The 25,332-nt window shown below is 35.4% G+C and carries 25 protein-coding genes; 22 read left to right on the top strand and 3 right to left on the bottom strand.

Annotated features, from left to right (window positions below; all coding sequences use genetic code 11):
* Nucleotides 1-35: 35 nt before the first annotated feature.
* Nucleotides 36-416 carry a winged helix-turn-helix transcriptional regulator gene (locus Ami3637_RS01330; RefSeq protein ID WP_162360992.1) on the bottom strand — a complete coding sequence of 127 codons (381 nt, stop codon included), beginning with the start codon at nucleotides 414-416 and terminating at the stop codon, nucleotides 36-38.
* Between the two features lie 127 nt (nucleotides 417-543).
* Here Ami3637_RS01330 and Ami3637_RS01325 point away from each other — a divergent pair, with 127 nt between their 5' ends.
* The 12 genes from Ami3637_RS01325 (at nucleotide 544) to Ami3637_RS01270 (ending at nucleotide 12,264) form a co-directional block, all read left to right on the top strand.
* Nucleotides 544-1,044: a nitroreductase family protein gene (locus Ami3637_RS01325; protein ID WP_162360991.1), complete on the top strand. Its 501-nt coding sequence runs from the start codon at nucleotides 544-546 to the stop codon at nucleotides 1,042-1,044.
* A 49-nt stretch (nucleotides 1,045-1,093) separates the two neighbouring features.
* Nucleotides 1,094-1,717, top strand: a complete 624-nt coding sequence (locus tag Ami3637_RS01320) for a flavodoxin family protein (RefSeq protein ID WP_162360990.1) — start codon at nucleotides 1,094-1,096, stop codon at nucleotides 1,715-1,717.
* Between the two features lie 220 nt (nucleotides 1,718-1,937).
* On the top strand, nucleotides 1,938-2,117 hold the full coding sequence (locus tag Ami3637_RS01315; protein ID WP_162360989.1) for a hypothetical protein: 180 nt from the start codon (nucleotides 1,938-1,940) through the stop codon (nucleotides 2,115-2,117).
* 205 nt (nucleotides 2,118-2,322) lie between these two features.
* Complete coding sequence (locus Ami3637_RS01310; protein WP_162360988.1) at nucleotides 2,323-2,493, top strand: hypothetical protein; 171 nt, start codon at nucleotides 2,323-2,325, stop codon at nucleotides 2,491-2,493.
* Nucleotides 2,494-2,518: 25 nt separating this feature from the next.
* The gene (locus tag Ami3637_RS01305) at nucleotides 2,519-3,229 is read left to right on the top strand and encodes an NAD(P)H-hydrate epimerase (RefSeq protein WP_162360987.1); all 711 of its coding nucleotides are present in this window, start codon (nucleotides 2,519-2,521) and stop codon (nucleotides 3,227-3,229) included.
* 212 nt (nucleotides 3,230-3,441) lie between these two features.
* Nucleotides 3,442-4,566: a DUF2812 domain-containing protein gene (locus tag Ami3637_RS01300; protein ID WP_162360986.1), complete on the top strand. Its 1,125-nt coding sequence runs from the start codon at nucleotides 3,442-3,444 to the stop codon at nucleotides 4,564-4,566.
* A gap of 34 nt (nucleotides 4,567-4,600) precedes the next feature.
* A complete protein-coding gene (locus Ami3637_RS01295; protein WP_162360985.1) occupies nucleotides 4,601-6,268 on the top strand; it encodes a hypothetical protein in 1,668 nt (555 codons plus the stop codon).
* Between the two features lie 421 nt (nucleotides 6,269-6,689).
* Nucleotides 6,690-8,096 carry a VanZ family protein gene (locus Ami3637_RS01290; protein ID WP_162360984.1) on the top strand — a complete coding sequence of 469 codons (1,407 nt, stop codon included), beginning with the start codon at nucleotides 6,690-6,692 and terminating at the stop codon, nucleotides 8,094-8,096.
* 3 nt (nucleotides 8,097-8,099) lie between these two features.
* Nucleotides 8,100-8,963: a hypothetical protein gene (locus Ami3637_RS01285; protein ID WP_162360983.1), complete on the top strand. Its 864-nt coding sequence runs from the start codon at nucleotides 8,100-8,102 to the stop codon at nucleotides 8,961-8,963.
* 107 nt (nucleotides 8,964-9,070) lie between these two features.
* Nucleotides 9,071-9,415, top strand: a complete 345-nt coding sequence (locus Ami3637_RS01280; protein WP_162360982.1) for a PadR family transcriptional regulator — start codon at nucleotides 9,071-9,073, stop codon at nucleotides 9,413-9,415.
* A complete protein-coding gene (locus Ami3637_RS01275) occupies nucleotides 9,402-10,835 on the top strand; it encodes a permease prefix domain 1-containing protein (RefSeq protein WP_162360981.1) in 1,434 nt (477 codons plus the stop codon). The genes Ami3637_RS01280 and Ami3637_RS01275 overlap by 14 nt, the downstream gene beginning before the upstream one ends.
* A complete protein-coding gene (locus Ami3637_RS01270) occupies nucleotides 10,822-12,264 on the top strand; it encodes an FtsW/RodA/SpoVE family cell cycle protein (protein WP_162360980.1) in 1,443 nt (480 codons plus the stop codon). Before Ami3637_RS01275 ends, Ami3637_RS01270 begins: the two co-directional genes overlap by 14 nt.
* Nucleotides 12,265-12,388: 124 nt before the next feature.
* On the opposite strand, the gene Ami3637_RS01265 is transcribed toward Ami3637_RS01270, so the two are convergent.
* Entirely contained in the window at nucleotides 12,389-13,252 is an 864-nt protein-coding gene (locus Ami3637_RS01265; protein ID WP_162360979.1) for a LysR family transcriptional regulator, read from the bottom strand.
* A 157-nt stretch (nucleotides 13,253-13,409) separates the two neighbouring features.
* Here Ami3637_RS01265 and Ami3637_RS01260 point away from each other — a divergent pair, with 157 nt between their 5' ends.
* The 6 genes from Ami3637_RS01260 to Ami3637_RS01235 all read left to right on the top strand — a co-directional run bounded on the left by Ami3637_RS01260 (nucleotide 13,410) and on the right by Ami3637_RS01235 (nucleotide 18,618).
* Nucleotides 13,410-13,658 (top strand): hypothetical protein, encoded by a 249-nt coding sequence (locus Ami3637_RS01260; protein ID WP_162360978.1) that lies wholly within the window; start codon nucleotides 13,410-13,412, stop codon nucleotides 13,656-13,658.
* A 31-nt stretch (nucleotides 13,659-13,689) separates the two neighbouring features.
* Nucleotides 13,690-14,655: a lysine exporter LysO family protein gene (locus Ami3637_RS01255; protein ID WP_162360977.1), complete on the top strand. Its 966-nt coding sequence runs from the start codon at nucleotides 13,690-13,692 to the stop codon at nucleotides 14,653-14,655.
* Nucleotides 14,656-14,792: 137 nt separating this feature from the next.
* Nucleotides 14,793-16,349 carry an outer membrane protein assembly factor BamD gene (locus Ami3637_RS01250; RefSeq protein WP_162360976.1) on the top strand — a complete coding sequence of 519 codons (1,557 nt, stop codon included), beginning with the start codon at nucleotides 14,793-14,795 and terminating at the stop codon, nucleotides 16,347-16,349.
* Nucleotides 16,350-16,398: 49 nt separating this feature from the next.
* The gene (locus Ami3637_RS17180; protein WP_162360975.1) at nucleotides 16,399-17,709 is read left to right on the top strand and encodes a glycosyl hydrolase family 18 protein; all 1,311 of its coding nucleotides are present in this window, start codon (nucleotides 16,399-16,401) and stop codon (nucleotides 17,707-17,709) included.
* The gene (locus Ami3637_RS01240; RefSeq protein WP_162360974.1) at nucleotides 17,706-17,837 is read left to right on the top strand and encodes a copper amine oxidase N-terminal domain-containing protein; all 132 of its coding nucleotides are present in this window, start codon (nucleotides 17,706-17,708) and stop codon (nucleotides 17,835-17,837) included. Before Ami3637_RS17180 ends, Ami3637_RS01240 begins: the two co-directional genes overlap by 4 nt.
* A gap of 22 nt (nucleotides 17,838-17,859) precedes the next feature.
* Entirely contained in the window at nucleotides 17,860-18,618 is a 759-nt protein-coding gene (locus tag Ami3637_RS01235) for a hypothetical protein (RefSeq protein WP_162360973.1), read from the top strand.
* A 19-nt stretch (nucleotides 18,619-18,637) separates the two neighbouring features.
* Here Ami3637_RS01235 and Ami3637_RS01230 read toward each other — a convergent pair whose 3' ends face one another.
* Nucleotides 18,638-19,441 carry an AAA family ATPase gene (locus tag Ami3637_RS01230; protein WP_162360972.1) on the bottom strand — a complete coding sequence of 268 codons (804 nt, stop codon included), beginning with the start codon at nucleotides 19,439-19,441 and terminating at the stop codon, nucleotides 18,638-18,640.
* A 203-nt stretch (nucleotides 19,442-19,644) separates the two neighbouring features.
* Here Ami3637_RS01230 and recQ point away from each other — a divergent pair, with 203 nt between their 5' ends.
* Genes recQ through Ami3637_RS01210 form a run of 4 tightly spaced genes read left to right on the top strand, consistent with a single transcriptional unit; the run spans nucleotide 19,645 to nucleotide 25,188 of the window.
* Complete coding sequence (gene recQ, locus Ami3637_RS01225) at nucleotides 19,645-21,468, top strand: DNA helicase RecQ (RefSeq protein ID WP_162360971.1); 1,824 nt, start codon at nucleotides 19,645-19,647, stop codon at nucleotides 21,466-21,468.
* Between the two features lie 40 nt (nucleotides 21,469-21,508).
* Nucleotides 21,509-23,368 carry an ATP-dependent nuclease gene (locus Ami3637_RS01220; RefSeq protein WP_162360970.1) on the top strand — a complete coding sequence of 620 codons (1,860 nt, stop codon included), beginning with the start codon at nucleotides 21,509-21,511 and terminating at the stop codon, nucleotides 23,366-23,368.
* On the top strand, nucleotides 23,369-24,721 hold the full coding sequence (locus Ami3637_RS01215) for a CCA tRNA nucleotidyltransferase (protein ID WP_162360969.1): 1,353 nt from the start codon (nucleotides 23,369-23,371) through the stop codon (nucleotides 24,719-24,721).
* Nucleotides 24,722-24,732: 11 nt separating this feature from the next.
* Nucleotides 24,733-25,188 (top strand): GNAT family N-acetyltransferase, encoded by a 456-nt coding sequence (locus Ami3637_RS01210; RefSeq protein WP_243158065.1) that lies wholly within the window; start codon nucleotides 24,733-24,735, stop codon nucleotides 25,186-25,188.
* Nucleotides 25,189-25,332 lie beyond the last annotated feature (144 nt).

Raw genomic sequence — 25,332 nt, 5'->3', positions numbered from 1 at the left:
AGCCATGCATAGAAATAATTCTTTGCATGGCTTTTTTATTCAGATTCAGCCATTGTCTGCTGTAAATCAGCCTTCAACTGTTTATAATAATCATCTCCCCAACTGCACATCATACTAAGAATAGGCATTAAAGTATGGCCCAAATCAGTTAGTGAATATTCCACTTTGGGTGGAACCTGAGGGTAGACTTTTCTTAAAACCAAATTATCTGCTTCCAGTTCTCTTAGCTGTTGCGTCAGCATTTTCTGAGTAATATGTGGCAGAAGCTTTTTTAATTCATTAAAACGAAGGGTACCTTTTGTGCCTAAATGCCAGATAATGACGGGTTTCCATTTGCCCCCGATTAAATCAATGGTGATTTCAAAGGTGCAGGTATAATTTTTATTTTTTAATTGTAAATTACAGTTTGAACTCATTTTTATTCTCTCCACAGTATCTTTTAAGGTACTATAATACATAATAGTGCGTACTTGTTATAATAAAACTTAATTTATATAATGGTATCATAAGCTATGTAAAATTTCAATAAGGAGGGTTTTATATATGAATGCAATATTGACCAGAAGAAGCATTAGAAAATATAAAGATATTAAAATCAGCGATGAAATTGTTGAAGAACTATTAAAGGCAGGTATGGCGGCACCGTCTGCCTTAAATGAGCAGCCTTGGGAGTTTATCGTGTTAAGAGACAAGGATGTTATGAGAAAAATAACGGAGATACACCCTTATTCCCAGATGCTGTTAAATGCAGATGTAGCAATTGTAGTTTGTGGCGATGAGGCAAAGGAAAAGTATAAAGGCTTTTGGATACAGGATTGTTCCGCTGCCACAGAAAACATTTTAATTGCGGCTGAGGATAAGGGTTTAGGTGCTGTCTGGCTGGGGGTTTATCCTTTAGAAGACAGGATAAATGGACTAAAGCAGCTTTTAAATCTGCCCTCAGGGGTAATTCCTCTCTCCATAATACCGATAGGGTATCCGGACGAGGATAAAAAGGTTGAAACCAGATTTAAAAGAGAAAGAATACATTTTGACAGATGGTAGTCAGAAGATAAACGGAGATTTTAATTTATAAAAATGGAGGGTAAAAATAATGAAAGTTGTTGCATTTAATGGAAGTCCTAAAAAGGAAGGAAATACTTATCACGCCATAAAGATGGTTGCACAAGAACTTGAAAGAGAAGGTATAGAAGTTGAAATCATACATGTAGGAAATAAATGCATACGGGGATGTCTTGCCTGCAATTCATGTGCAAAAAATGGAAAGTGTGTTATAGACGATGAAGTAAATATGTGGGTTCAGAAAATGAAGGAGGCAGATGGGATTATCTTAGGATCCCCAGTTCATTATTCTGCAATAGCAGGTACGATGAAATCATTCCTGGACCGTGCTTTTTATGTTGCCAGCAATGCAGGACTGCTAAGACACAAGGTTGGTGCAGCAGTAGTGGCAGTCAGACGTACTGGGGGCATTGCTACCTTTAACCAGTTAAACAATTATATACATTATTCAGAAATGCTTATGCCTAATTCAAATTACTGGAATGTAGTACACGGAACGGCACCAGGAGAAGTTAGCGGGGATGAAGAAGGCAAGCAGATTATGGGCGTACTGGGAAAAAACATGGCCTGGCTGATGAAGCTGGTTGAAAGCGGGAAAGAAACAGTAAAAGAACCTGAAAGGGAAAAAAAGGTATTTACTAACTTTATTCGATAGTTTAAATTAAGAGAATATAAGAACATTGTCAGAGTGAAAGACTTTATTAGTTTGGCAGAGCTTTGTACAATGTTCTTTTTTATTGTGCAATAAACAACAAATGGTATGAGGGAATTTCATTTATAAAAGCACATTTCATGTGGCCTATACAACATTTCATGCTTAAAGGGTTGAAATAAATTTTGGTAGTAATAACATATATTTGAAAGGAAGTGGCTATATGAAGAAATCAGATTATATAGAAGAAGTTTTGTTAGTTATTTTTACAATTGGTCTTATGTGCTATTTAGATGAAAGAAATTTAAATTTAATTGATGTTACGGGAATTCTTCCCTTTATGCCAGTTCTATTGATTGGTATACTGGTTTATGTTTATATAGACAAGCATAAAAAAAAATAATTAAACATCAGTAACCTTAAATATTAAGGTATCTTAGTATGTTACTCCTATGGTATACTGGAAGAAGCATATTTTAACAATTTAAGATAAATTAGAGCAACGAACAACTATTTATTGTAACAATCCAAGGCAGATATACAAAAAATAGAAAGAGAAATTCTGGATTTTTAATCCGTATATGTTTTCTAATGAAGGGAAAAGAAATATGAGAACAATAATGCCATTTATTTTGCTGCTGGTTAATATTGTGGTTATAGGTTTTATTGCTTATTATATCATTAAAAAGGCTGTAAAAGCTGGTATATATGAAGCCATGAAAAAACAGCAGGAGTTGGAAGAGATGACCAGGCAGCAGGAAGAAACCCATGAGCAATAATCAAAAAAAGACAGGGGGAGTTAAAGTGCTTAAATCTAAGGAGCATCAAAACCAAGAAGGTTATGTAAGCCAATACTTAGATATTGTTACTTGTACACAGATGAAAGAGATTGAGCAGCAAGCCAATGAAGCGGGATTAAGTTATTATAAAATGATGGAAAATGCCGGAAATGCAGCTGTTAGATTCATTGTAGAAAAATCACAGAAAATTGAAAATCGTATAAATGATGCAATCATATTTTGTGGCAAGGGCAATAATGGGGGAGATGGATACGTAGTGGCAAGAGAACTGGCAGTCAGGGGAATGAACGTAACTGTAGTTATGGCAGATGGTCAGCCAAAGACGGAAGATGCTATAAAAAATGCAAATATCGTTCTTAGAAGAGGAATACCTGTTATAGACGCGAAGGCATATTTTCAAGATATTCCTGAAATTGTTGAAGCTGCAGATATAGTAGTGGATGCCATTTATGGTACAGGTTTTCACGGCAGCTTTCAGAAAACGGTAAGGGATTGTGCCAAGCTGATAAATGACGGGTCTAAGAGCGATACAAAAAAGATGGTCTTTGCTTTGGATATTCCCACTGGATTAAATGGAGATGTAGGAGAACCAGATGCGGATACGGTAGTAGCAGATTACACCATTGCATTTCACAGGCTCAAGCCCGTACACCGTTTAAAGGAAGCAAGCCCTTATTGTGGTGAAGTAGTAGTTGCTTCTATAGGAATCGATTAAAAAGAAGAATTTAACTTGAATATATTACCAATTTATATTATAATATAAGAGTGTATCAGGGGATTTTAAAGTTTGGGGAAACGGAGATTAAAATGTACGCTTTTTTTGCAGTAGCAGTAGAAGTATTGAAATATAAGTCTGATAAAATATAAATGCAGATAAGTCATTTTGGCTTATCTTTTTTTGTGCGGAGTTTTGTTGGGGATGGAAATATGGCAGATGAACAAGAAAAGACACTAAACTGGCAGAGCAGCCTTCCCATGTTTAGGGAGAACGAACTGTGGCTGAATGACCAGGCGTCAAAGGGTATGATTATAAAGTATTTTGCTTTGGATTATGCTTGCTTTGTAGAAGATCATTCACAGAACAGAACCTATAAATTTGTTGTAATATCCGAAAAAAATGCTGAAAGGCAGATTAGAAACATAGAGCACCAAGGCTTTATTTTTGTGGAAAGCTACAAAGAGTATTATCTGTTTTATACCAATAGGAAATATGCGTATACACAACCTCGGTTAGATGCTGAAATGACTGAATTTGCAAGGAAGTGGTTTAACTGGCAGCTGGTTAGAAAGTATGTGGGGAAATTGGCTGCAATGCTTCTTTTTGGATTGAACCTTTTGTTAGTACGGGATGTGTTTTTACAGGGACTTATGGAAATCTCAAGCATATTTTCTCTTTCGCTGCTCAGTATTTATATGGTTAAGATAATAAACTATTTAACAGAGTGCAGAAGCTTAATAAAAAATAAAAAGTATTATTTAACGGGGGAATCTTATGTATCATACCAGATAAGTAAAAAATCACATCTAAATTCTATTTTAACAATTACGTTTTGTGTCCTACTGGGCATTTCTATTTTAAAATATTTTTATACTGAAAATACACATTACCCTATTAACGAAGTTAGAAAAGTGATGCCTGTTGTGATGATGCAGAATATAGAAAAAGATTATAACTTCAATAAAGAAATCCTACCCTTACAAAAAACTGCGGGTGAAGAAAATTATGCTACCATAAGACATACCTTACTGGCACCAAAGCAGTATATGGCAACACAGGGAGTTCAATATCATTTTATGAATATCCATTATTATAAAGTGACAATTGGAACTCTTGCAAAGCCCTTAGCCAGAGAGTTATGTATGGACAGCATTTTTATAAAAAGTGAAGATATCAAATGCATAGAATATGATGATTTTGATGCCGTCTACATCAGTGATGACAGTTGGCAGAAGAAGGTTTCCGTATGTAAAGGAAAACAGGTCTTGTCCATTACATATTACGGGGATAGAGCAATTGCTGATATTCTCAGTGAAATTAGTAAGGTACTATGAACTATAAAAAAGTGATAGTGAAAGAAGGAGTAATATGAAAAGAAAAGTATTGGGGGCCATATTAACTTTAGCCATGGTTATGAGCATGGCTATGCCAGTATATGGTGGGCAGAGCAGTAACGTAAACATCACATTGCCTAATTTTAAGGTTACTATGAACGGTGAGGTAGTTAATAATGACTACAGCAAGTATCCATTAATTGTTTACAATAACATTACTTATTTCCCTATGACCTATAGTGATTGCAGGTATCTTGGGATTGAATCCATTTGGAAGGGTAATAAAGAAGGATTATTGGTGGATGCCACGGGGGTGACGGCAGCATATAATCCATATATTTCTTCTTCTAGGAACGGCAAGAGCTATGCTGCAACAATCTGTACTTTTCCCATTAAGGTCAATGGAAAAGCAGTAGATAACAGTAAGGAACAGTATCCGCTTCTCTCCTTCCGTGATATCACATATTTTCCTATGACCTGGAAGTATAGTGTGGAACAGTTTGGATGGGACTATAGTTTTGATGGAAAAAATGGTCTGGTTATAAAATCAAAAAATAAAAAGCTTCAACAGATTTCCCTTCCAAAGGATAGAGCAAATGAAAATCAATATAGCATTTATGCAGGCAGAAAGAGTACCTGTGTAATGGTAAAAAGTGGGTATTTATATTATGACAATAGTACAGGTGGAATCATGCAGGCACCCCTTTCCAACACCGCTAAGGTAAAGAAATTGTATCAGCTGCAAAAAGATTTATATTCTGAAGAAGATTATGATAGGCATTGCTTCTACGAAGAAAATGGTAAGGCTATGTTATATTATCATTCAGGCGGAGCTACTATGGGGGCCGATTATAGACTTGAATTAAATTCTGATGGAACTACAAGGGAAATTCAATCGGATTATCATCAGACGACAGCAATTGGAGATAAACTTTTTATGGTTTGGGTTGGGCCGATGCCAGGACCAGGGGGGTTAAGTATGCAAAAAAAAGGTCAAACAGAGTCAGTGTCAATTGGAGGCTGCGACTATTGGTATGACACTTTATTGGTTAAAAGCTTTGGGGGCATACCTGATCTGGCAGGATGTTTTGGTGGAGTACCGGATGTTTCACTTATAGGAAATCAATTGTATTTAAGAGCATCTAAAGTATTACAAAAAGCCAGTGATGGAAGTTATAAATTAGATACAAAGCAAGTGTACAAGGTAAATATTGATACGAATGAAGTCACTAAAGTAAGTAATTCTAAAGAGGCTGTTGATACGGCTCAAATTGAAGGAGACAATCTTTATTATTTGAGTAAGGGCAATATTTATAAAATGTCACTTCAAGATGGAAAAGAAGTTTTTCTTGGAAAGGCGGAGGGATTACCTGAATTCGAATCTGAAATTATTTTTAAAGTGCTGGGTGGAAGGGTTTATTTTGCAAAAGAAAATAAGCAGTTATATACGTTAGGAAATAATGTTTCACTTAATCCAAATGCTGAACTGGTATCAATTAGGATAACCGGAGATAACAAAGAATATTTAGCGTGCACATTTAGAGAGACAACCAATGCCAAGTACAGAATTATAGTATTTGACAAATCTGGTAAGGTTATTTTTAAAACTTCTGACTGCGGAAGCAATGTGACTGTAGAGGGAAATACACTATACTTCTATAATATCACTACAGAAAATGCATGCAGCTGTAAAATAAAGTAACGCGTATCAAGGGGAGTAAAAGATTGGGGAGATTATGTCATTTGGTTTAAAAGTTTGGCTGGTAATATGGTCAATAGCTACTATTTTTTTTATGATTAAAAGTTATATAGATCCATATAATGATCGTTTTTTATATAATCAGATTGAAAATTATATATTTATATTTACACCTTCTTGTTGTGTTTTTTTTATAAGTATTTATTTTCAAATCCTTAAGAGCTTTTTTAAGAACATAGCAATACCATGTTGTATTGCAATTATTACTTATTTTATAGTTTTAATAGCTGCCCTGCCATATGGTTTCTTTGGATGTCTGCTGGCAGGTCTGGTGATGATTCCGGTGGGTTTTTTTCATTACAAATTATCCGTTACTTTTTTTGGGGATATTGAATTTTAATTACGAGAGATTAGGGGAAACAAAATGTTAATTTCACAGATTTTATGGATGTTTAGACAATTTTTAATTTTTGCAGTACTGGGTGTGGCTGGTTTAGCCGTTATATTTTCAATCATTTATTTTGTCATATATAAAAAAGTAATGAAGGGACAGAAAAGAATAAACTTTAAGCAGACTATAAAAATAGGCCTGTTTATGTGCTATATTCTAATGGTTTTGTATGCTACTTTGTTTAGCAGAGAGTCAATGGGATATTGCTCTGTAAATCTGGACCTGTTCAGCTCATATCGTGAAGCGTGGAACAGTTTTACTCTGAGAGGATGGCAACTTTTAATTTTAAATATTGTCATGTTTGTTCCTTTTGGTATGCTGTTGCCTTTAATTCATAAAAAGTTTAAAAGTATGATATGGACAGCTTCTGCAAGTGCATTATTTACGCTGGTTATTGAAACAGTACAACTAGTCTTTAATCTTGGAGTTTTCGAGGCAGATGACTTAATGAACAATTTCGCTGGTGCCATGATAGGATATGGGCTGACCATGGTTGTATTGACAGTATTACATAAAGAAGGAGCATGGCCAAGGAAAGTCATATGTTATTTATTGCCGTTATTACTGGTTGCCTGCGTGTATGCAGGGATTTTTATAAAATATCATACCAATGAGCTGGGAAACCTTGCTGAAGCTTATAGCCAGGAAATCAGGTGCGAAAACGCACAAATCCATTCAGATATAACCCTGTCAAAAGAAAGTAAAAAAGGTGTTATATATAAAACAAAGGTGTATGACAAGAAAACAGGAGCTGAATACGCAGAACAGATTTTTAAGACTATGGGGATACCTGTGAAGAAGCTGGGCATCGTTCAGTATAATGATAACGCAATCTATTCCACGTTATATCATGATAAGGAGCACACCCTATGGATGGACTATGCTGGAGGACTATACGATTACACAGATTATTCCTTTGGAGACTTTAAAACGGCCAGTGGGATGGCTCAGGAAGAGGCTGTACTTTCCGCATTGAAGAAAATGAATGTGGTTGTGCCAGAAGGACTAAACTTTGTCAGTGAGGAACAGGACGGACAATTTTGTTTTAAAGCAGATATGATAAAATATCAGAACAAATATCTTTTAGGAGACCTTAGGGGTACTATTTATGAAGATGGTGTTATAAGAAATTTAAGTAATTACCTGGCAACTTTGGAAAAATATAAGGATGTAGATATGATGAGCGAATCAGAAGCTTTTGATGAAATTAAACAGGGGAAATTTAAACTGTATCTGGAAGATGAACTGTCTTCTCTTACAGTTCAAGCTGTGAAATTAGAATATAGACCAGACAGCAAGGGATTCTATCAACCAGTTTATAGTTTTAAAGTACGAATTAATGGAAAAGAAGATTTCATAGACATACCAGCTTTGATTTAATGTATGAGGAAATTTTTATTGGGAGATTTTATGCAAAATATGGAGGACAAGATAAAAACTTATTATAATTTATTGCTTAATGTTTTTGCCAATACAAAAAGAACAAAGCATATTAAGTCTGTACTTTGTCAAAGACTGACATCTGAATATAATGAATTATCTGCCAAGCAGGATTATGAAAGTTCAGATGAAATACTGAAATTTGAGAAAGACATTACAAGTAAAATAAATCTAATGAAAAAGAATCTTACTGGAGTTGTGGGAATTCGCATTGAACTTGATAAAAGTCACCATAACGTGGCAGAAGATATGACGGTAATTTTTAATTCTTCGTATAATAAACCAGAAGCTGATAAAGAAAAAATCTATATGAATATTATTAAAGAAATCAGCAAAATAGATTTTTGTTTTTTACCATCTGTTGAGGATTGGTGGTTTGACTGCAACCAATGCTTCGTGATATGTGCTCTGGACGAAAAGGGTGGGTGTATTGGAAGCATGGGAGATTATTCCGGTGTAGGTGATGAAATCCCTGTTGGCTATATTTCAACAGAAGGATATTATGGGCAAGTGGCAAAAAATCTGAAAGAGTTTTTAGAACTTGTAGTATTTTATCCATTTTGGCGTGATGTGATAGAATGTCAGCAAAGTGGAAAAAGTTATGATGTAGTGAAGATGGAAAAAGAATGGGCAGAAGGTATAGCTGAGTATCATAAGAAACAGACAAAAATAGCCATTGACCTTCAATTGCATAAAAATGCTGATTCAATAAGCCATATGTTTATAAATTTACAGCAGACGAAAAATTTCCTAGTATGGGCATGCGATGACAAAAATACCAAATTTAAAATGCTTTTACAGTTGTAGTAATTAAATAATATTAGGATTGACATATATCGGTCATCTATATATAATAATATGTAGATGACCGATATATAGATGGTCGAGATATATTCAAAGGGGGACTTTAATAAATGAAAGTAGATAAAAGCCTGACCAGCGGAAGCACTACCATGCTAATTCTTAAACTTTTGGAAAATCAGGATATGTATGGGTATCAGATGATAGAAGAACTGGAAAATAAGTCTAAAAATGTATTTACATTAAAGGCCGGGACCTTGTATCCGATTTTACATTCATTGGAGCAGCAGGGGATGATTACTGCTTATGAAGGATTATCGGAAGAGGGGCGTACAAGAAAGTATTATAAGATTACAGAAAAGGGTAAAAAACTTTTTTCAGAAAAGAAAGAGGAATGGACTGTTTATGCCAAAGCAGTAAAAGACGTGCTGGGAGGTGTTTCTTATGCCACAGTGTAATGAAGAACAAACCTTTGGCAAAGCCGGTGAATATGTGAAAAAGGTATGCGAGCAGATTCGCTGGGGCAGAGCACACAAAGTAATCTCTGAGGAACTGCTGAATCACATAGAAGATCAGAAAGAGGCTTTCATCAAAAAAGGGCAGAAGGAACAAGAGGCAGAAAGAAATGCTGTATTAGAGATGGGCGATGCGGTTAAAGTAGGACAGCAGCTTGATCGGACTCACAGACCAAAGCCTGAATGGGGAACGATGGTAATCCTTTGTATTTGTCTTATACTAGGGGCTGTTGTGCAATTTATTGTTAGCTATTATTCGGGGATGAATGGTGAAAACTATGATTCTGCCTTTAAAGATTATTTAGTGTCTGTTCCATTTGGGCTGGCGGCTTTTTTATTTGTATATTTTGCAGACTTTTCTTTAATCATAAGAAGTCCAATATTTTTCTATTTTAGTATTTTAGCTGCTTCTGCGGGTATTATAATTAATTCTACAGCCAGGTTTGGAACCTATGGACATATCCTTTGCACGGCTATGATTTTGTGCCCCATGTATGCGGCTATTGTGTACAATTACAGGAATAGCCGGTATGACGGAATTATAAAATCAGGACTTATAGCTGTTTTAACTCTTGGAGTTTTTGCTTATGGGGGAGGATATATGGCATGTTTTCTATTTGCCATATCCGGGCTTATTATCCTGTCAACGGCCATCAGTAAAGGCTGGTTTTTAGTCAAGAAGTGGAAAGCATTCTTATTAGTATATGTTCCAGCCTTATCCGTATTAATGTATACTCTTTTAGCGATACAGGCACATATTAGCCTGAGGGGAAGAGGTATCATTTTTCCACTTGGTAGCTTGATTCACCAACAAGAAAGCGGAGATTTTTACGTTTTAATGGTGCTTAAGCAGTATATACAAAATCTAAGACTATGGGGGGAAGGAATGCCAGCCTTTCCTAATTCATTAAGTCCGGCGACCATTGAAAAAATATTACCCTGCTGGGGGTCTGATTACTCATTAGTTTATATTGCCTATAAATTTGGCTATGTTTGTGCGGCTATTTTAATTGCGATTCTAGTATTGCTACTTATAAGAATGCTTGTTATTACCTTAAGACAAACAAGTGAATTAGGATTTATTGTGTGTCTTTCTGTTACTATAGAACTTTTTATCCAATCGGCTTTTTATATATTAAGTAATCTTGGCATCATGGCAGCTGTAGCTGGACCATTGCCATTCATTACATATGAAGAAAAGAGTTTTATTGCCAATATGTACTTAATGGGACTGTTTTTATCGGCATATCGAAACAAATCTATAGTAAGTGATAAACAAGCGACAAAATCCAAAAGTTTATGTTTTTGGTCAATATTAAAAAAGAAAAAAAGTACTGGTGGTGACAACTATGCAGAAATATAAAGGGACAAATGATACCACCAACAGTAAGACTGATGAATTTATAATTAAAGTTTGTGAACAGATTCGCTGGAAAAAGGCGCACAATAGTATTTCGGAGGAATTGATAAATCACATAGAAGACCAGAAAGAAGTATATATTAAAAAAGGTCAAAAAGAAGAAGAGGCAGAGAAAAATGCCATATCAGAAATGGGCGATGCGGTCGTAGTAGGACAGCAGCTCGATTGGACTCACAGACCAAAGCCTGACTGGGGGATATTGGCAATAGTCGGGGTGTGTATATTAATAAGTGTAGCATTACAGTATTTTATTTCCTTAAATGTTACGGAAGGAGGCTGGGAGGCAAGGGGATATTTTTATCACTATTTAAAAGGCATACCATTTGGTATAGCTGCTATGATTGGGATGTATTTCGCGGATTACAGTATAATAGGAAAATATCCCAAGATATCATACAGCACTGTGCTCATGGTATGCGTATTAATGTTCAATTTTGCACCTCGATTGAATTATGTTTATATACATGTCTTTTATTTTGCCATGCTGTTGATACCACTTTATGCAGGATTTGTGTACAGCCAGCGTGGAACTGGATATTTAGGATTGGTTTACAGTGGTGCAGTAGGAGTGATTAGCTGTATCGTATTTGAGTGGGGACCATCGCTCGTGGCAGTATGGATGTTTTCCATAAGTGGTGCGGTTATACTTACGGCGGGCATTAAAAAAGATTGGTTTCAGATACAAAAGAAATATGGCTTAACTTTAGTCTGGGTACCTGTGGGACTTTTAATAGCAGCACCTTTGATTTTTTGCTTCAGACGATTTAAATATATGTTTATCACAGATGGAGCTGAATATGCTCAAGGCTATATGCTGAAAATGATAAGAGGTTTTCTTTCAAATTCAAAGTTATTGGGGCAGGGTGATTTGCCGCCTTTTATAACTCAAGAAAGTTTGAACGCTGCAAATGGAAGGGTTATAGAGGAAGTTCTGCCCTCTTGGCACAATGACTATTGTTTGACCTATATGATTCACAAGTTTGGATGGGTTGCTGCAGTAATGGTGATTGCTTTGGTGGTGTTTCTTTTAATCAGATTATATAAGATAGTAAATACGCAGAGTAGCCAGTTAGGATATATTGTGGCTTTAGGAGTGATTATGACTATAGTATCTCAGTGTGTAATTTTTTTGTTTGCGAACTTGGGTATATGCGGTTGGCATTCACATCCATTACCATTTATTTCTCCGGGAAATATAAGCTTCATTATCAATATGGGCCTGATGGGTCTGATACTTTCTGTGTATAGAAACAATTCAATTGTCCGGGACAGGATGGTTAAAATTAAATCAGCCGGAAAATCAAAAGGTTCGGACATGGAACAATATAGCCTGAAATTAGGGAAATGGCAGGTTTCCATCAGAAAGCTGTAGACCTTGTCCTTTTATTAGTTTTGGAACCAGAATACTTAAAAATTTTTCTACCGCCAGTTATTTATCAACTGGCGGTATTCTTATGCACCTAGAATATATTTATCGTTATAGTTTTTCTTACTCATTAGCAGTATTTTTCTACTAATGAATCCAGAAAACATTTACCTGTCCTGGAAATTCTGTTTAAGTCATTTAGCACTACAATGATTTCTTTTTTTGTATCGAATGCTAATTCAATAACTTTTACATTGTATTTCAATTTTTTTGCCAGGGTTTTATTTATAACGGTCAGACCTAAATCTTTTTCCGCCATGGCAACGGATGACAAAAAATCAGGTGATTCTAATACTTTATTTAACCGGATGCCTTTCTTAAGTGCCAATTCCTCTAAAAGGGTGAATTCCTCATTTTCTTTTGAACAGACAAAATTTAATTCTGGCAATTCTTCAAAAGTAATCTTTCTATTTAAAATGTTATTGGGGGAGGCGATTAGGCAGAGTTCTTCATCTGTCAGTTTGACACCAATCAACTCAGAAATAACAGGGGAATACATAAATCCAAAATCTATGGACTGGTTTTTTACCATATCCTGAATTTCTTTGCTGTTTCCCAAAGTGAACTCATAAGTAACATTAGGATACTTTTCCCTGAATTCCACCATTATATCTGAAAGCCAGGTATGGGCAACTGAATGTACCAGGCCAATCTTTATAATGCCTTTATCAATATTGTTAATAGATATAGCCCTTTCATTTAAAGTATCATAGCTATTACATACTTCTTTAATAAAAGGTAAAAGTTCAATTCCCTCATTTGTTATTTTTATTCCGGATTTATTTCGAAATAAGAGGGTCGTATGAAGTTCTTCCTCTAAACTGTTTAACATCTGACTAATGGCAGACTGAGTATATCCCAGACATTTTCCGGCTTTTGTAAAGCTGTTTAACTCAACCACTTTGAGAAAAGCTTTATATTTTGTATAACCCATTTTGTTTACCTCATATTAGAAATGCTTATTACATACATTAAAAAGATTCGTTTTACTTATTTATATATTGATAATATACTAATATTAAAGAATATGCAATATATTGCAAAGACATATGAGGCTCATAGAAAAAGAAAATTCAGGGGAGGAAAAGAACGTGGATGATATCATGGATATAAAATGTAAATGTGATGACCTTTTTCAAAAGGCTATGGAAAATCACTCATTTATGCAGGTCTTTTATGGAGAGATAGAAGGAGATGAAGAGGAGATTGCCTTGAAAAACAAGCTGATTCTTTTGAATAAGGCTATTGATGACTTCCAGACAGATTTGTGTGGGTGTGGACATGGCATCAGAATCCAGTCCATGAAAAGTCTCATTCGGGAAATCCAGAGTTATATTTAATCGTAGTAGTAAATTTTAAAGGAGAATTTTTATGACTTTTATGCCGTTTATTTGTTTAGGTGTTGGTTTACTGGTAAGTATCAGACAACTGCCGGGAAAGATTTTACAAGTTGTAGACTGGGTTATTAATATTGCTTTAATTGTGTTAATGCTGACAATAGGAATGAACATAGGTATTAATGATTCAGTTATGCTGAATTTACCCGTGATCGGATTAAATTGTGTGGTCATATCCCTAAGTGCAATTATATTTAGTGTTTTATTGGTTATTTTAGTAGAAAAAACCCTGCTGCCTCTTTCGGCACTGCAGGAAAAACTGTATCTGGAAAAAATGGATGTGAGCAAGGAAGTGGATATTAGCCAGGAAGAAGAAAAGAAGACTTCACCATTAGTCTGGATTATGCCAGTAAGCATTATAGCTGGTGTAGTGATAGGTTATACACTTTTACAGGAGAGCTTTTCTGTATATCTGAACTACAGTCTGTATGGCTCATTAATTCTTTTATATACGGGAGTAGGCATAAGCCTTGGAACGAATAGAAAAGTGTTCAGGTACGTTAAAATACTGGGTTTTAAAATTATTTACATATCGTTGGCTATCTTTATAGGAAGTTTAACTGGAGGAGCCTTAGCTGGGATTATCCTTGGTCTGCCTTTACATGTATCTATGCTTTCAGCAGGGGGAATGAGTTATTATAGCATAACTGGGGCATATATGACACAGGTATACGGCATAGAAACAGGAACCTATGGCTTTATGGTAAATGTAATGCGGGAATTCTTCACTGTAATATTCCTGCCGGTTTTAATAAAACTCAGCAAAGGAAGTCCTATTGCAGGTGGTGCAGCTGGAAATATGGATACCATGCTGGTGCCTGTAACTAAATTTGTAGGGCCGGAGCTGGGGCTGGTAGCACTAATTACTGGTGTGATATTAACGTTCTTCGTTCCTTTCGAATTACCATTGCTATCAAACATAATGAATAGTATACTATAATCCTAAGCAGGCGTAAGCCTGCTTTTTCTACGTTTGTGTTACATTTTGGAAAATCTATTGCTAAACCTGATCTATCATTATAGAATAAGAAAATAATGTAGAACGAAAACATATTTCAAAATTCAGGGGGGTTCTAAATGACAAAGAGATTGCTGGGGTTGTTTTTACTGATAACAATAATTGCCCTGCTGGGAGCTTGTGGAGAAAAGAAGGAAACGGAAAGTACGGAAAGCCCAAAAGTGATAAAACAGCAAGCGGAAAAGCTGGTAAAAGATAAACTGCTGTCCTCATATAAAGAAATGGGACTTGATATAGAAAAATATGAAATCAGTAATATCAAACTGGCAGCACAGGTACCTTATGGTAAAGGTGGTACTTTTGATTATTATAGTGTTCAGATCAGATTGAAACCCAGACATCCTGAACAAACAAAAAAAATAGAAAAGAGGGATCAGATTAAAATCACCAGTGACAATGAGGGCTGGATTGTAAAGAATTCTGGTATTGGAGATATTTTTATTTCTGCTTTTCATGAGGGTAAAGAACTCTATGAATTTTTATGGCTCCGGGAAAAAGAACTTCCGAGAGATAAAAAAGGAAAATTAGATTTCCGTGGATTTACTAAATATCGTTACGGGCAGATAAGTCCGGTAAAAGTTGAAGAGGAATATACCTTCCTTATTAATGGTACAAAGATAAGTATTGGGCAAAATGATAAAGGAAAGCTGCCATTGACTGATGCCAAAATAACTAAAAGAGACCCGGGGGATTTAATGCGGGGAGCTACAAGCTGTAGAAAAATCTGGAAATCCAAAGAAATCTGTGCAGAAACCTATACCTATTTTGAAAAGCATTATGAACCAGTATTAAGAATGGCTACAACAGACCCTCAGGTAAAAACCAATAGGGGAATTGGCGTAGGAAATACGGCGGAGGAACTTTTTAAGGCTTATGGTATAGATAATCTGGTCTTTTCCAGCAAAAATTTTGGTGGAGAGTGGTTCAACAGTTTTGCGGAGGAACAAAAACTATTAAAAGATAATGATAACTGGACCTGCTTTGGATTTACAGGAAAAGATACAACCCAGAATTACATAGCCTTTTACATGAAGGAAGGTAAAGTGACAGCAATTGAAATGGGCACAGGTTTTGATTATAAACCATTCGAAAAGAAGGAAATTCAGTATCCCCTGGAAGTGGAGCCTCTGATCAATGATCATATAGATGAACCTTCTGTGATGAAATATGATGTGGAACTTCCAAAAGTCAAATCCTCAGTGAATGGAAGTGATAACTTAAATGCCCTTATTCAACTTGATTTTCAAAAAATAATAGAATATTCCCAGAAAGGAAAATATGAACCAGATGTAAACAATTATTCATATCCTTGGGTTGAAATTAATTATAGTGTTAGCAATTTAAACGGCGTTGCGGTTTTAAATATTTTTACAAAATATTCATCTGCTGCAGGTTCCGGGTCTTCTAGTGAGGTTAAATCGTATTATTATGATACTACTTGCGGAGCAAGGCTGTCAGAAGAAGCCGCATTATTTAAAATGGGATATTCCAAAGAAAACATTATAAAATACTTTAAATTTTTCTGGCCGGAAGACTACAAAGACTATGGAGATGAAAGTCAATTCTATTTTGATAAAACAGGTGAACCAGTTTTTGTTATATATCAGTCTGTTTAAAATGGAAACATTCTAAATTAATAATTAAATATTAGAGAGGAAAAGAAAAATGTGTGCGACAATAAAAGATAAAATGGTTTTATTCGTTTTAATGGCAGTTCTTGTTTTAGGAATACCAACGACAGGATTTGCTGGTGAAAAAAATGTATCTGACAGCTTTAAAATCATAGGGTATTATTCAGGTGATTTATTTAATGAACCTGTGGAAAAACTGCAGACCGATAAAATGACCCATATAATGTATGCTTTTCTCATCCCCAGTGCAGATGGAACAGTAAAGCCCCTAAATAAGCCTGAACAGTTGGCAGCAGTAGTGAATAAAGCCCATTCAGATAAATGTAAAGTATATATTGCCCTGGGAGGATGGTCAGATGGAGGCGTTCCTCTGGCAGGGACTTTCGAAAAAGTGGCTGCAGATAATAATCTAAGAAGCAAACTTGTAAGTAGTGTTGTTGATTTTACAATATCCAACAATCTGGATGGAGTGGAAATTGACTGGGAACACCCCAATGCTGCTACAATTGCCGATTATGAAAAATTAGTAGTGGATTTATCAAAAGCATTGCAGAGCAAAGGGAAAAATCTTACTGCTGCGGTAAATGGTGCATGGTCTACAACTGCAGGCCCTGAAGTATCAAAGCTTATGACCGATAAGTGCCTGAATTCTTTTGAATTTATAAATGTAATGGGATATGATATGAATAATCAGGATCACAGTCCCTTATGGTTTGGTACCACATCCATTAACTATTGGCTTAACAGGGGCGTATCCCCAGATCGGATTGTGCTTGGAATGCCTCTTTACGCAAGGCCCAGCTGGCTTCAGTATCGGAACCTGGTAGAACAGGATGTAACAAATGCGTATAAAGACTATGCAGCTACAACTCCCAATGTTTCATATTATAATGGCTTGAATACCTTGAGGGAAAAAACATCCATCGCCATGAAAAAGGCTGGAGGAGTAATGTTTTTTGATGTAAACGAGGATGTTGACTGGCGCGATACTGAACTTGGAAAATATAGTGCAGTTTCGGAGGTTTATAAGACGGTAGAAAATGCAAAAGAGTTAACAAGAGCAGAAATGCAGAATTATGTTACAGTTGTTTTAAATAATCAAGTTTTAGAGTTTAATAAGAAGGCAGGCACAGGAGTACCATTTTTAGATAATAACCATAGAACGATGGTTCCTATGAGAAAACTGCTTGAAAGCATAGGAGCTGGAATTACCTGGGATAACGCTTCCAGGACAGTGACCGCTACTAAGAGCTTTCCTGCCAATAATGAGTATCCGGCAGGAAGAAATGTTGTTGTAAGGGTAACTATTGGAGATAGTTTTATAACTGTTGGGGGAACCGTGTGAACTTGGATACGGAAGCGGTTATGAAGGATGGAAGAACTTATTTGCCGGCAAGGGCAGTTCTGGAAGCATTTGGGTATGATTTATCCTGGAGTGATGCAAGCAGCACTGTTTATATAAAATCAAAATAATAAACGAAAGAAGGGGTATTAAATGAAGAAAAAGATTTTATTATTTGCACTAGTATTTACGTTAGTATGCTCAATAACTGCTTGTGGTAATAAGGCAGAAACTAACAAGGCAGATGCGTCAAAATCCCAGGAACAGGCAGGTACGCAAACAGAACAACCAGAAAAAGGTGAGAAGCTGTCTGTTTATGATTTAGCCATTTCAAAAGATATGAAATTGGACGGAAGTGTAAACAGCTATTTTGATGGCAATGCTGCAAAAGCAGTTAAAAAGATGGAGCCTATGCTTATGTCAGCAGCCAGATCTGTGACAAAAGATATGGGGACGGTGACGTTATCTGGGAATGAGAACAGTGAGTTCCAGTGGTACATAATACAAGGTTTAATTGCAGCTTATGGTGGAGATGATACAAATAAAACACAGGACAATGTTACAATGAACCTTGACATGGTGGCAAAGTATTTTATTTCATGTTTTGCTGACTTTAAGTTGCCGGTTCCTGATTTACCAAAAGATTTTGCAACAACCTTTGATAGTAATACAAGTGATTATAAAGTTCCTCGCTTAGATGTTCCGTTAACTTATTTTAATGTGAAAAATATCACTTTAAGCAAGGCAGCCAGCGCTTCTGATTCAAAAATGTCTGCATCCATAGTCATTGAATTGAGTGATCCTGAGAAAGAAGGAAATCCAGTTTACGGCACCGCTGAAGTTGAGGTTGTAAAAAATCCGGATTCCATTTATGGATACAGTCTGCAAAGCCTGACCTATGCAGAAAAATAAATTTATTTAAATGTATTAACTAAATAAATTCAGATTCATTCTGTTTAAAAAAGTTATAAAAGAATTTAACATTTTCAAGGCTGCTCCAATGGCAGACCTGAAAATCTTTTGTATCTAAGTTATAAATCTTTGCGTCTAAGGTGCAAAGAAGGAATGGTGAATGAGTGGCAATGATAAACTGGCATGACAGGTATCTTGCCCACTCATTTATTTTTTCTGCCAGAAGTACCTGGTTCTGCGGAGAAAGAGACATTTCAGGCTCATCTAATAAATAAAGGGAATCAGAATAAATACTATCTTCTAAAACCTGTAAGGTAGCTTCTCCATTTGAGTATTTTTCCAAAGCAAAACGAATCTCATCCAGACGTTTTTCACAATCCCATGAGTTTCCGTATTGTTCACGTTCATTTAGAGTCATACCATCTAAAGCCTTTTGATACAGATGACCCTGTTTCAGAATAGCATCCTGCTGTATTTTCTTAACCTCATACATGATGTCTTCACTTTTTATATATCTGCTGTGGGATGGAAGTACTTGAAAACTCTGTCCAAGCTCATTATCCCCAAAAGTAAAATCACATTCATCTATAAACTGATTAAAGTATAATAAATCACCTCTTATACTCTCAGCACCTGGAAGCTTTAATTTATTTGCTATGGTATTTAGCAGCGTGGATTTACCCGAAGCATTATTTCCATATAAAATGGTAATGGAATCAAAATTCAGGTGTCCGCAGTCCTTATGTTCAAATACATTATATGGGTAAGCATTTGTATTAGGTATCTTATTGTTAGAGATATCAAATCCATTTATAAAAATCATTTTGTCACCTATTTATCGTATTTTTATCAAAATAGAACAAATGTTCTAATAAGAGTATAATATATTTAAAGAAAAATAGCAATGAAAATTTCCCTAGGTAAAACAGGGCATAGGGGTTAAACTTATGGTATAATATGCAAAATAGAAATTAATAATTTTTTAAATTGAGTCTTTTAAAATGGGAATAAGGTTTTAGGATGATTATGACAAAGCATGAGGCATTAAAAAAATATTTTGGATATAGTAGTTTTAGAGAGGGACAGGAAGAATTGATTGATAGCATTTTACAGGGCAGGGACACCATTGGGGTGATGCCCACAGGGGCAGGAAAATCTATATGCTATCAAGTTCCAGGAGTAATGTTAGAGGGTATTACCTTGGTCATATCTCCGCTTATTTCCCTTATGAAAGATCAGGTAGGGGCGTTGAATCAAGCGGGAATAAGGGCGGCATATTTGAATAGCTCACTAACTCAGGGGCAATTTAGAAAGGCCTTACAGTTAGCTAAAGAAGGAACTTACAAAATCGTGTATGTTGCCCCTGAAAGGCTTGAATCAGAAGAATTTTTAGATTTTGCGTTACAGATTAAAGTGTCTATGCTATGTATTGATGAAGCACATTGTATATCCCAATGGGGACAGGACTTTAGACCTAGTTATTTAAAAATTCTTAATTTTATTGAGAAATTGCCAGAGAAACCTGTGATAAGTGCATTTACAGCCACGGCTACCAAGACGGTCAGAGAAGATATAATACGTATTTTAAAGGTAAAAGATTTTACACTTTTAGTTACTGGATTCGATAGGAGCAATTTATATTTCGCAGTAAAAAAGCCAAAAAATAAATTTGGATTTGTTGAAAAATATGTAGAAGATAATTGTGAAAAGAGTGGGGTTATTTACTGTGCCACCAGAAAAAATGTTGAAGAGGTGTGCTATAAGCTGCAATCTGTTGGATTGCCAGTAACAAGATATCATGCTGGATTATCTGATGAAGAGCGGAAGCAGAATCAAGAGGATTTTATTTTTGATCGAAAACCTATTATGGTAGCTACCAACGCTTTTGGTATGGGAATAGATAAATCAAATGTCAGATATGTTATTCACTACAATATGCCTAAAAATATTGAAAGTTATTATCAGGAAGCTGGACGTGCAGGAAGAGACGGTGAGCCTGCAGAGTGTATTTTGCTTTATGGAGGGCAAGATGTTATAACCAATCAGTTTTTTATTGAGAATAACCGAGATAATAGTGAACTTGATCAGGAAACTATAGAGATGGTAAAGCAGCAAGACCGGCAGAGGCTGAAGAAAATGACGTTTTATTGTGCTACAAATGAATGTCTTCGTGAATATATATTAAATTACTTTGGCGAGGGCAGTGGCAATTATTGTGGTAATTGTTCCAATTGTCATACTGAATTTCAAGAAGAGGATGTAACGGAAATTGCAGAGGCTATAGCTGGGTGTATACAAGAATGTGAAAGAGCGTATGGAATGAATACTATGGCTCAGACTTTGCATGGAAGTAATGTTGACATGATAAGAAGGTACAGGCTGAATGAAAATAGTTATTATGGTTTACTGGGGAAGATTTCTATTGCACGTATAAGGCAAGTTATGAACTACCTGGTGCTTGAAAAAGTATTATATTTATCAGACGGTGAATATCCTGTTGTTAAATTGAATAGTGAACAGGATTTTATAAAGCCTGTTATAATGAAAATTGCAAAAGAATCTGATCATACCAATATAGCCAAGACAGAAATCAGGAAAAAATTAAAGTCAGGAGAGGCAGAATATGATTTTGAATTATTTGAACTTCTCAGAGAACTAAGGCTTGAAATTTCTAAGGAAATTGGGCTGCCACCCTATATAATATTTGCGGATAAAACATTAAAATATATGGCAAGAACTTTACCCGAAACAAAAGAACAGATGTTGGAAGTTTCAGGAGTAGGAGAAGTCAAGTTTGTGCGTTATGGGCAGAAATTTTTGGAACTTATAGCTAAATACAAACATAAATAATACAAAATTAAATTGATAAAAGATTGAAGGGGCTTAAATTATGAAATTTGAGGCTATTGCTATTCGGAATTTTAAATCAGTCAGAGAACTGAATATTGAAAAACTGGAAAATGCCAGCATTCTCATTGGGAAAAACAGTACTGGTAAAACTGTCATTATTGATGCTATCCTGGCCGTGTGTCAGATGTATAAAATCTGCATACGTAATTTTAATGAGCAGGAAAACAATATTGAAATTGATGTTAAGCTTTCTATTGATGAGGAAGATTTACGTTTACTTCATAAACAGGGGAAGGTGAGTAAATACAAAAGATGGGAACTCTGGATTGCGGATTTTACCAATAAGCTTCCTTCTTTCAAAGATGGAATGGTATCTTTTACTTTTATTGCTAATAAACAGGGAAGCTTCAGGTATTATGATGGTTTTAAGAAAGATAATAAGTATATCATACAGATATTGCCTAAACTTTACTATATAGATCATACTAGAAATCTGGAAGAAATACAGGCAGATATTTTAATGACCCGGAGTCATGAAACAGCCCTTAGTGAACTAAGGGCAAATAAGTGTATTTTTGATGGTACAAAAAATTGTAATGAGTGCTTTCAATGTATTGGGGTCATTGAAAAAAAACAGCCCAACCAGTTGAGCATATTTGAAACAGAAAAACTTTTGGAATATAAACTGGTTAATCTTGATATGGACAATTTTATTGAGAGGCTGAATTATTATTTTAATAAGAACAGCGGACTGCCTTATTCATTAATATATCAGTTTAATTTTGATGTAGGTGCATTATTTAAGATGAATGTCATGATGTACCAGAAACAAAATGACGAGATTGAGTGGACCAAGAATATGAGTGATGGCATGAAAAGTATTTATATTTTTTCGCTGCTTGAAGCTTATCTGGAAATTGAGGAAAAAATGCCGTGCATTATATTGATAGAGGATCCGGAGATGTTTCTTCACCCACAATTACAAAAGATAGCCAGCGAAATTTTATACCGGCTGTCTTTGAAAAACCAGGTTATTTTTTCAACTCATTCACCCAATATGGTTTTTAATTTTAATACACGTCAGATAAAACAGGTTAAACTGGATAAAGATGGATACACTGTTTTAAAAGAACAAAACGATATAAGCAGGATTTTAGATGATCTGGGATATAGTGCAAATGATCTGATGAACGTAAGTTTTGTGTTCATAGTAGAAGGTAAGCAGGATAGAAATCGGCTTCCACTGCTATTAAATAAGTATTACTCAGAAATTTATGACGATGCAGGAAGACTTCATAGAATTTCCATTATTACCACCAACAGCTGCACCAACATCAAGACGTATGCAAACCTTAAATACATCAACCAGTTATATTTAAAAGATCAGTTTGTAATGATACGTGATGGGGACGGAAAAGATAAGAAAGAACTTCAGGAACAACTTTGCAATTATTATAAATTAAGAGAAGCAGAGGATATAGGAAATCTGCCAAAGGTTCTCCCAAGAAATGTACTAGTGTTGAACTATTACTCCTTTGAAAATTATTTTCTTGATCCTGCTGTGATGGCTCAGATTGGCGTGGTAGCCAGTGAAGAAGAATTTTATGATATTTTATTTGAAAAATATCAGGAATATCTGTATCGAATGACCAGTTTTAAAAATTTATATGAAAAAACAGGGGTTGTTATAAACAGCAAGCAGGATATTAAAGATAATATGGATCTCATACGGATTTATGGGAGAGGTCATAACCTCTTTGATATTTTCTATGGCAGATATAAAGATGATAAAGAAAATGAAATCTTGAAAAAATATATTGATGTGGCACCAAGAGAAAATTTTAAAGACATTTTAGATGCTATTGACAGTTTTATTTATTTCAGCAACAGAAAAATATGAATGGAGTCGGATTTAGGAGGAAATGTGGTTATTAATGTACCAGTTGATGTAGAAAAAATAATAAACAGGTTAGAAGAAAAAGGGTTTGAAGCATATGCCGTAGGCGGATGTGTCCGTGATAGTCTGCTGGGGAGTAAACCTAGTGATTGGGATTTATGTACATCTGCAAGACCGGAGCAGGTTATTGAATGCTTTGAAGGGTATCATATCATTGAGACAGGGTTAAAACATGGAACCATCACTGTCAGACTCAATGGGCAATCCTATGAGATTACCACTTATAGAGTTGATGGAGAATATTTAGATAACAGAAGACCGGAAAATGTGACATTTGTAAGCTCCCTGAAGGAAGACTTAGCCAGAAGAGACTTTACCATTAACGCTATGGCGTACAATTCTAATAAAGGGCTGGCTGATTACTTTCAAGGATGTAAAGACTTGGAAAACCGTGTTATCCAATGTGTGGGCAGTGCAGAGGAAAGGTTTAAAGAGGATGCACTTAGAATCATCAGAGCCCTTAGATTTGCATCAGTCCTTGAATTTAATCTGGAACAGGAAACGGCTGAAAGCATACACAAAAACCGGGAGCTTTTGAATAAAATTGCAAAAGAAAGAATTAATACTGAATTAGGGAAGCTTCTTTGTGGCAAAGGAGTATCACAAATTTTGAAAGCATACAGTGACGTATTAGGGACTATTTTGCCTGAAATCCTGCCGATGATTGATTGTCAGCAAAATAACCCTCATCATCAGTATGATGTATGGAATCACACCGTTGCTGCATTAAAAAATTCAGAGAATGATCTGACTATAAGACTAGCCGTCCTTTTACATGATGTGGGGAAACCAGAGTGCTACACCTGCGACAGTGACGGGATTGGACATTTTTACAGTCATGGAGAATTTGGAGCTAAAGAAGCGGACAGAATTTTAAGGAATCTTAAATTTAGTAACCAGGTCATCAGTGATGTGTGTCAGTTGATAAAGTATCATGATGCAGATATAAATGACAATGACAGGTTTATAAAAAAATGGCTGAACAAAATAGGTGAAGTTCAGTTTAAAAGATTGTTACAGGTGAAATATGCTGATGTTATGGGTCAGTCCGATTATCTAAGAGAACACAAGCTGAAAAAACTGAAGGCCATAGAGAGTAATATGAAGCGGGTTTTAAGTGAAAAACAGTGCTTTAGTTTAAAGCAGCTGGCAGTAAATGGAGAAGATTTAATGGAAGCTGGTATTCACGATGGGAAAAAAATCGGAGAAGTTCTTGAAGGACTTTTAGAACAGGTAATGGACAACCAGCTTAAAAATACTAAAGACATATTGATTTATACTGCAAAAAATATGTAAGGGGGACGACAATGATAAGAAAAGCTGTACCAGAAGATGTAGTTATAATAGAACAAATTTATAATGAAATTCTGGAAAAGGAAGAAAAAACAATTTCATATACCAATTGGCAGAAAGGTCTTTATCCCACTATAAAAACTGCACAAAATGCTTTAGAGGCAGGAACTTTATTTGTGGGAGAAGAGGAGGATAAAACTTTATACGGATGTGTAGTTCTTAATCACATACAACCCAAAGAATATAAAAACATCTCATGGAACATAGATCATGTAAATGAAAATGAAGTTTTAGTTATTCATACCTTGTGTATAAGGCCTCTCAATGCAGGACAGGGAAGGGGCAATGAATTTGTAGCTTTTGCAGAAAAGCATGGCAATGAAATAGGATGCAAAGTCATAAGACTGGATACTTATGAGAAAAATACACCTGCAGCCAGATTGTATGGTAAGCTGGGTATACATATGTAGGAACGCTGCCATTTCACTTTGAAAATGTTATATGGGAAAACCTGATCTGTTTCGAAAAAAGTATCTAAAAATGGAATTATGTCAAAGAAATTTTTAATAAACCATTGGAAAAACTATGCAAATAGTGCATAATAGAAGAAGAGG

The sequence above is a fragment of the Aminipila terrae genome (genome assembly GCF_010120715.1).
Classification (GTDB): domain Bacteria; phylum Bacillota; class Clostridia; order Peptostreptococcales; family Anaerovoracaceae; genus Aminipila; species Aminipila terrae.
Note: the sequence above shows the minus strand (reverse complement) of the source record. Positions and strands in the feature narration are given on the sequence as shown.

Coding starts and splice junctions, on each gene's coding strand:
- Ami3637_RS01210 (WP_243158065.1), top strand. CDS start 24,733: ATGATAAGAAAAGCTGTACCAGAAGATGTAGTTATAATAGAACAAATT.
- Ami3637_RS01330 (WP_162360992.1), bottom strand. CDS start 416: ATGAGTTCAAACTGTAATTTACAATTAAAAAATAAAAATTATACCTGC.
- Ami3637_RS01250 (WP_162360976.1), top strand. CDS start 14,793: ATGACAAAGAGATTGCTGGGGTTGTTTTTACTGATAACAATAATTGCC.
- Ami3637_RS01325 (WP_162360991.1), top strand. CDS start 544: ATGAATGCAATATTGACCAGAAGAAGCATTAGAAAATATAAAGATATT.
- Ami3637_RS01270 (WP_162360980.1), top strand. CDS start 10,822: ATGCAGAAATATAAAGGGACAAATGATACCACCAACAGTAAGACTGAT.
- Ami3637_RS01315 (WP_162360989.1), top strand. CDS start 1,938: ATGAAGAAATCAGATTATATAGAAGAAGTTTTGTTAGTTATTTTTACA.
- recQ (WP_162360971.1), top strand. CDS start 19,645: ATGACAAAGCATGAGGCATTAAAAAAATATTTTGGATATAGTAGTTTT.
- Ami3637_RS01290 (WP_162360984.1), top strand. CDS start 6,690: ATGTTAATTTCACAGATTTTATGGATGTTTAGACAATTTTTAATTTTT.
- Ami3637_RS01310 (WP_162360988.1), top strand. CDS start 2,323: ATGAGAACAATAATGCCATTTATTTTGCTGCTGGTTAATATTGTGGTT.
- Ami3637_RS01320 (WP_162360990.1), top strand. CDS start 1,094: ATGAAAGTTGTTGCATTTAATGGAAGTCCTAAAAAGGAAGGAAATACT.
- Ami3637_RS01275 (WP_162360981.1), top strand. CDS start 9,402: ATGCCACAGTGTAATGAAGAACAAACCTTTGGCAAAGCCGGTGAATAT.
- Ami3637_RS01215 (WP_162360969.1), top strand. CDS start 23,369: ATGGAGTCGGATTTAGGAGGAAATGTGGTTATTAATGTACCAGTTGAT.
- Ami3637_RS01265 (WP_162360979.1), bottom strand. CDS start 13,252: ATGGGTTATACAAAATATAAAGCTTTTCTCAAAGTGGTTGAGTTAAAC.
- Ami3637_RS01255 (WP_162360977.1), top strand. CDS start 13,690: ATGACTTTTATGCCGTTTATTTGTTTAGGTGTTGGTTTACTGGTAAGT.
- Ami3637_RS01295 (WP_162360985.1), top strand. CDS start 4,601: ATGAAAAGAAAAGTATTGGGGGCCATATTAACTTTAGCCATGGTTATG.
- Ami3637_RS01235 (WP_162360973.1), top strand. CDS start 17,860: ATGAAGAAAAAGATTTTATTATTTGCACTAGTATTTACGTTAGTATGC.
- Ami3637_RS17180 (WP_162360975.1), top strand. CDS start 16,399: ATGTGTGCGACAATAAAAGATAAAATGGTTTTATTCGTTTTAATGGCA.
- Ami3637_RS01300 (WP_162360986.1), top strand. CDS start 3,442: ATGGCAGATGAACAAGAAAAGACACTAAACTGGCAGAGCAGCCTTCCC.
- Ami3637_RS01280 (WP_162360982.1), top strand. CDS start 9,071: ATGAAAGTAGATAAAAGCCTGACCAGCGGAAGCACTACCATGCTAATT.
- Ami3637_RS01285 (WP_162360983.1), top strand. CDS start 8,100: ATGAGGAAATTTTTATTGGGAGATTTTATGCAAAATATGGAGGACAAG.
- Ami3637_RS01220 (WP_162360970.1), top strand. CDS start 21,509: ATGAAATTTGAGGCTATTGCTATTCGGAATTTTAAATCAGTCAGAGAA.
- Ami3637_RS01230 (WP_162360972.1), bottom strand. CDS start 19,441: ATGATTTTTATAAATGGATTTGATATCTCTAACAATAAGATACCTAAT.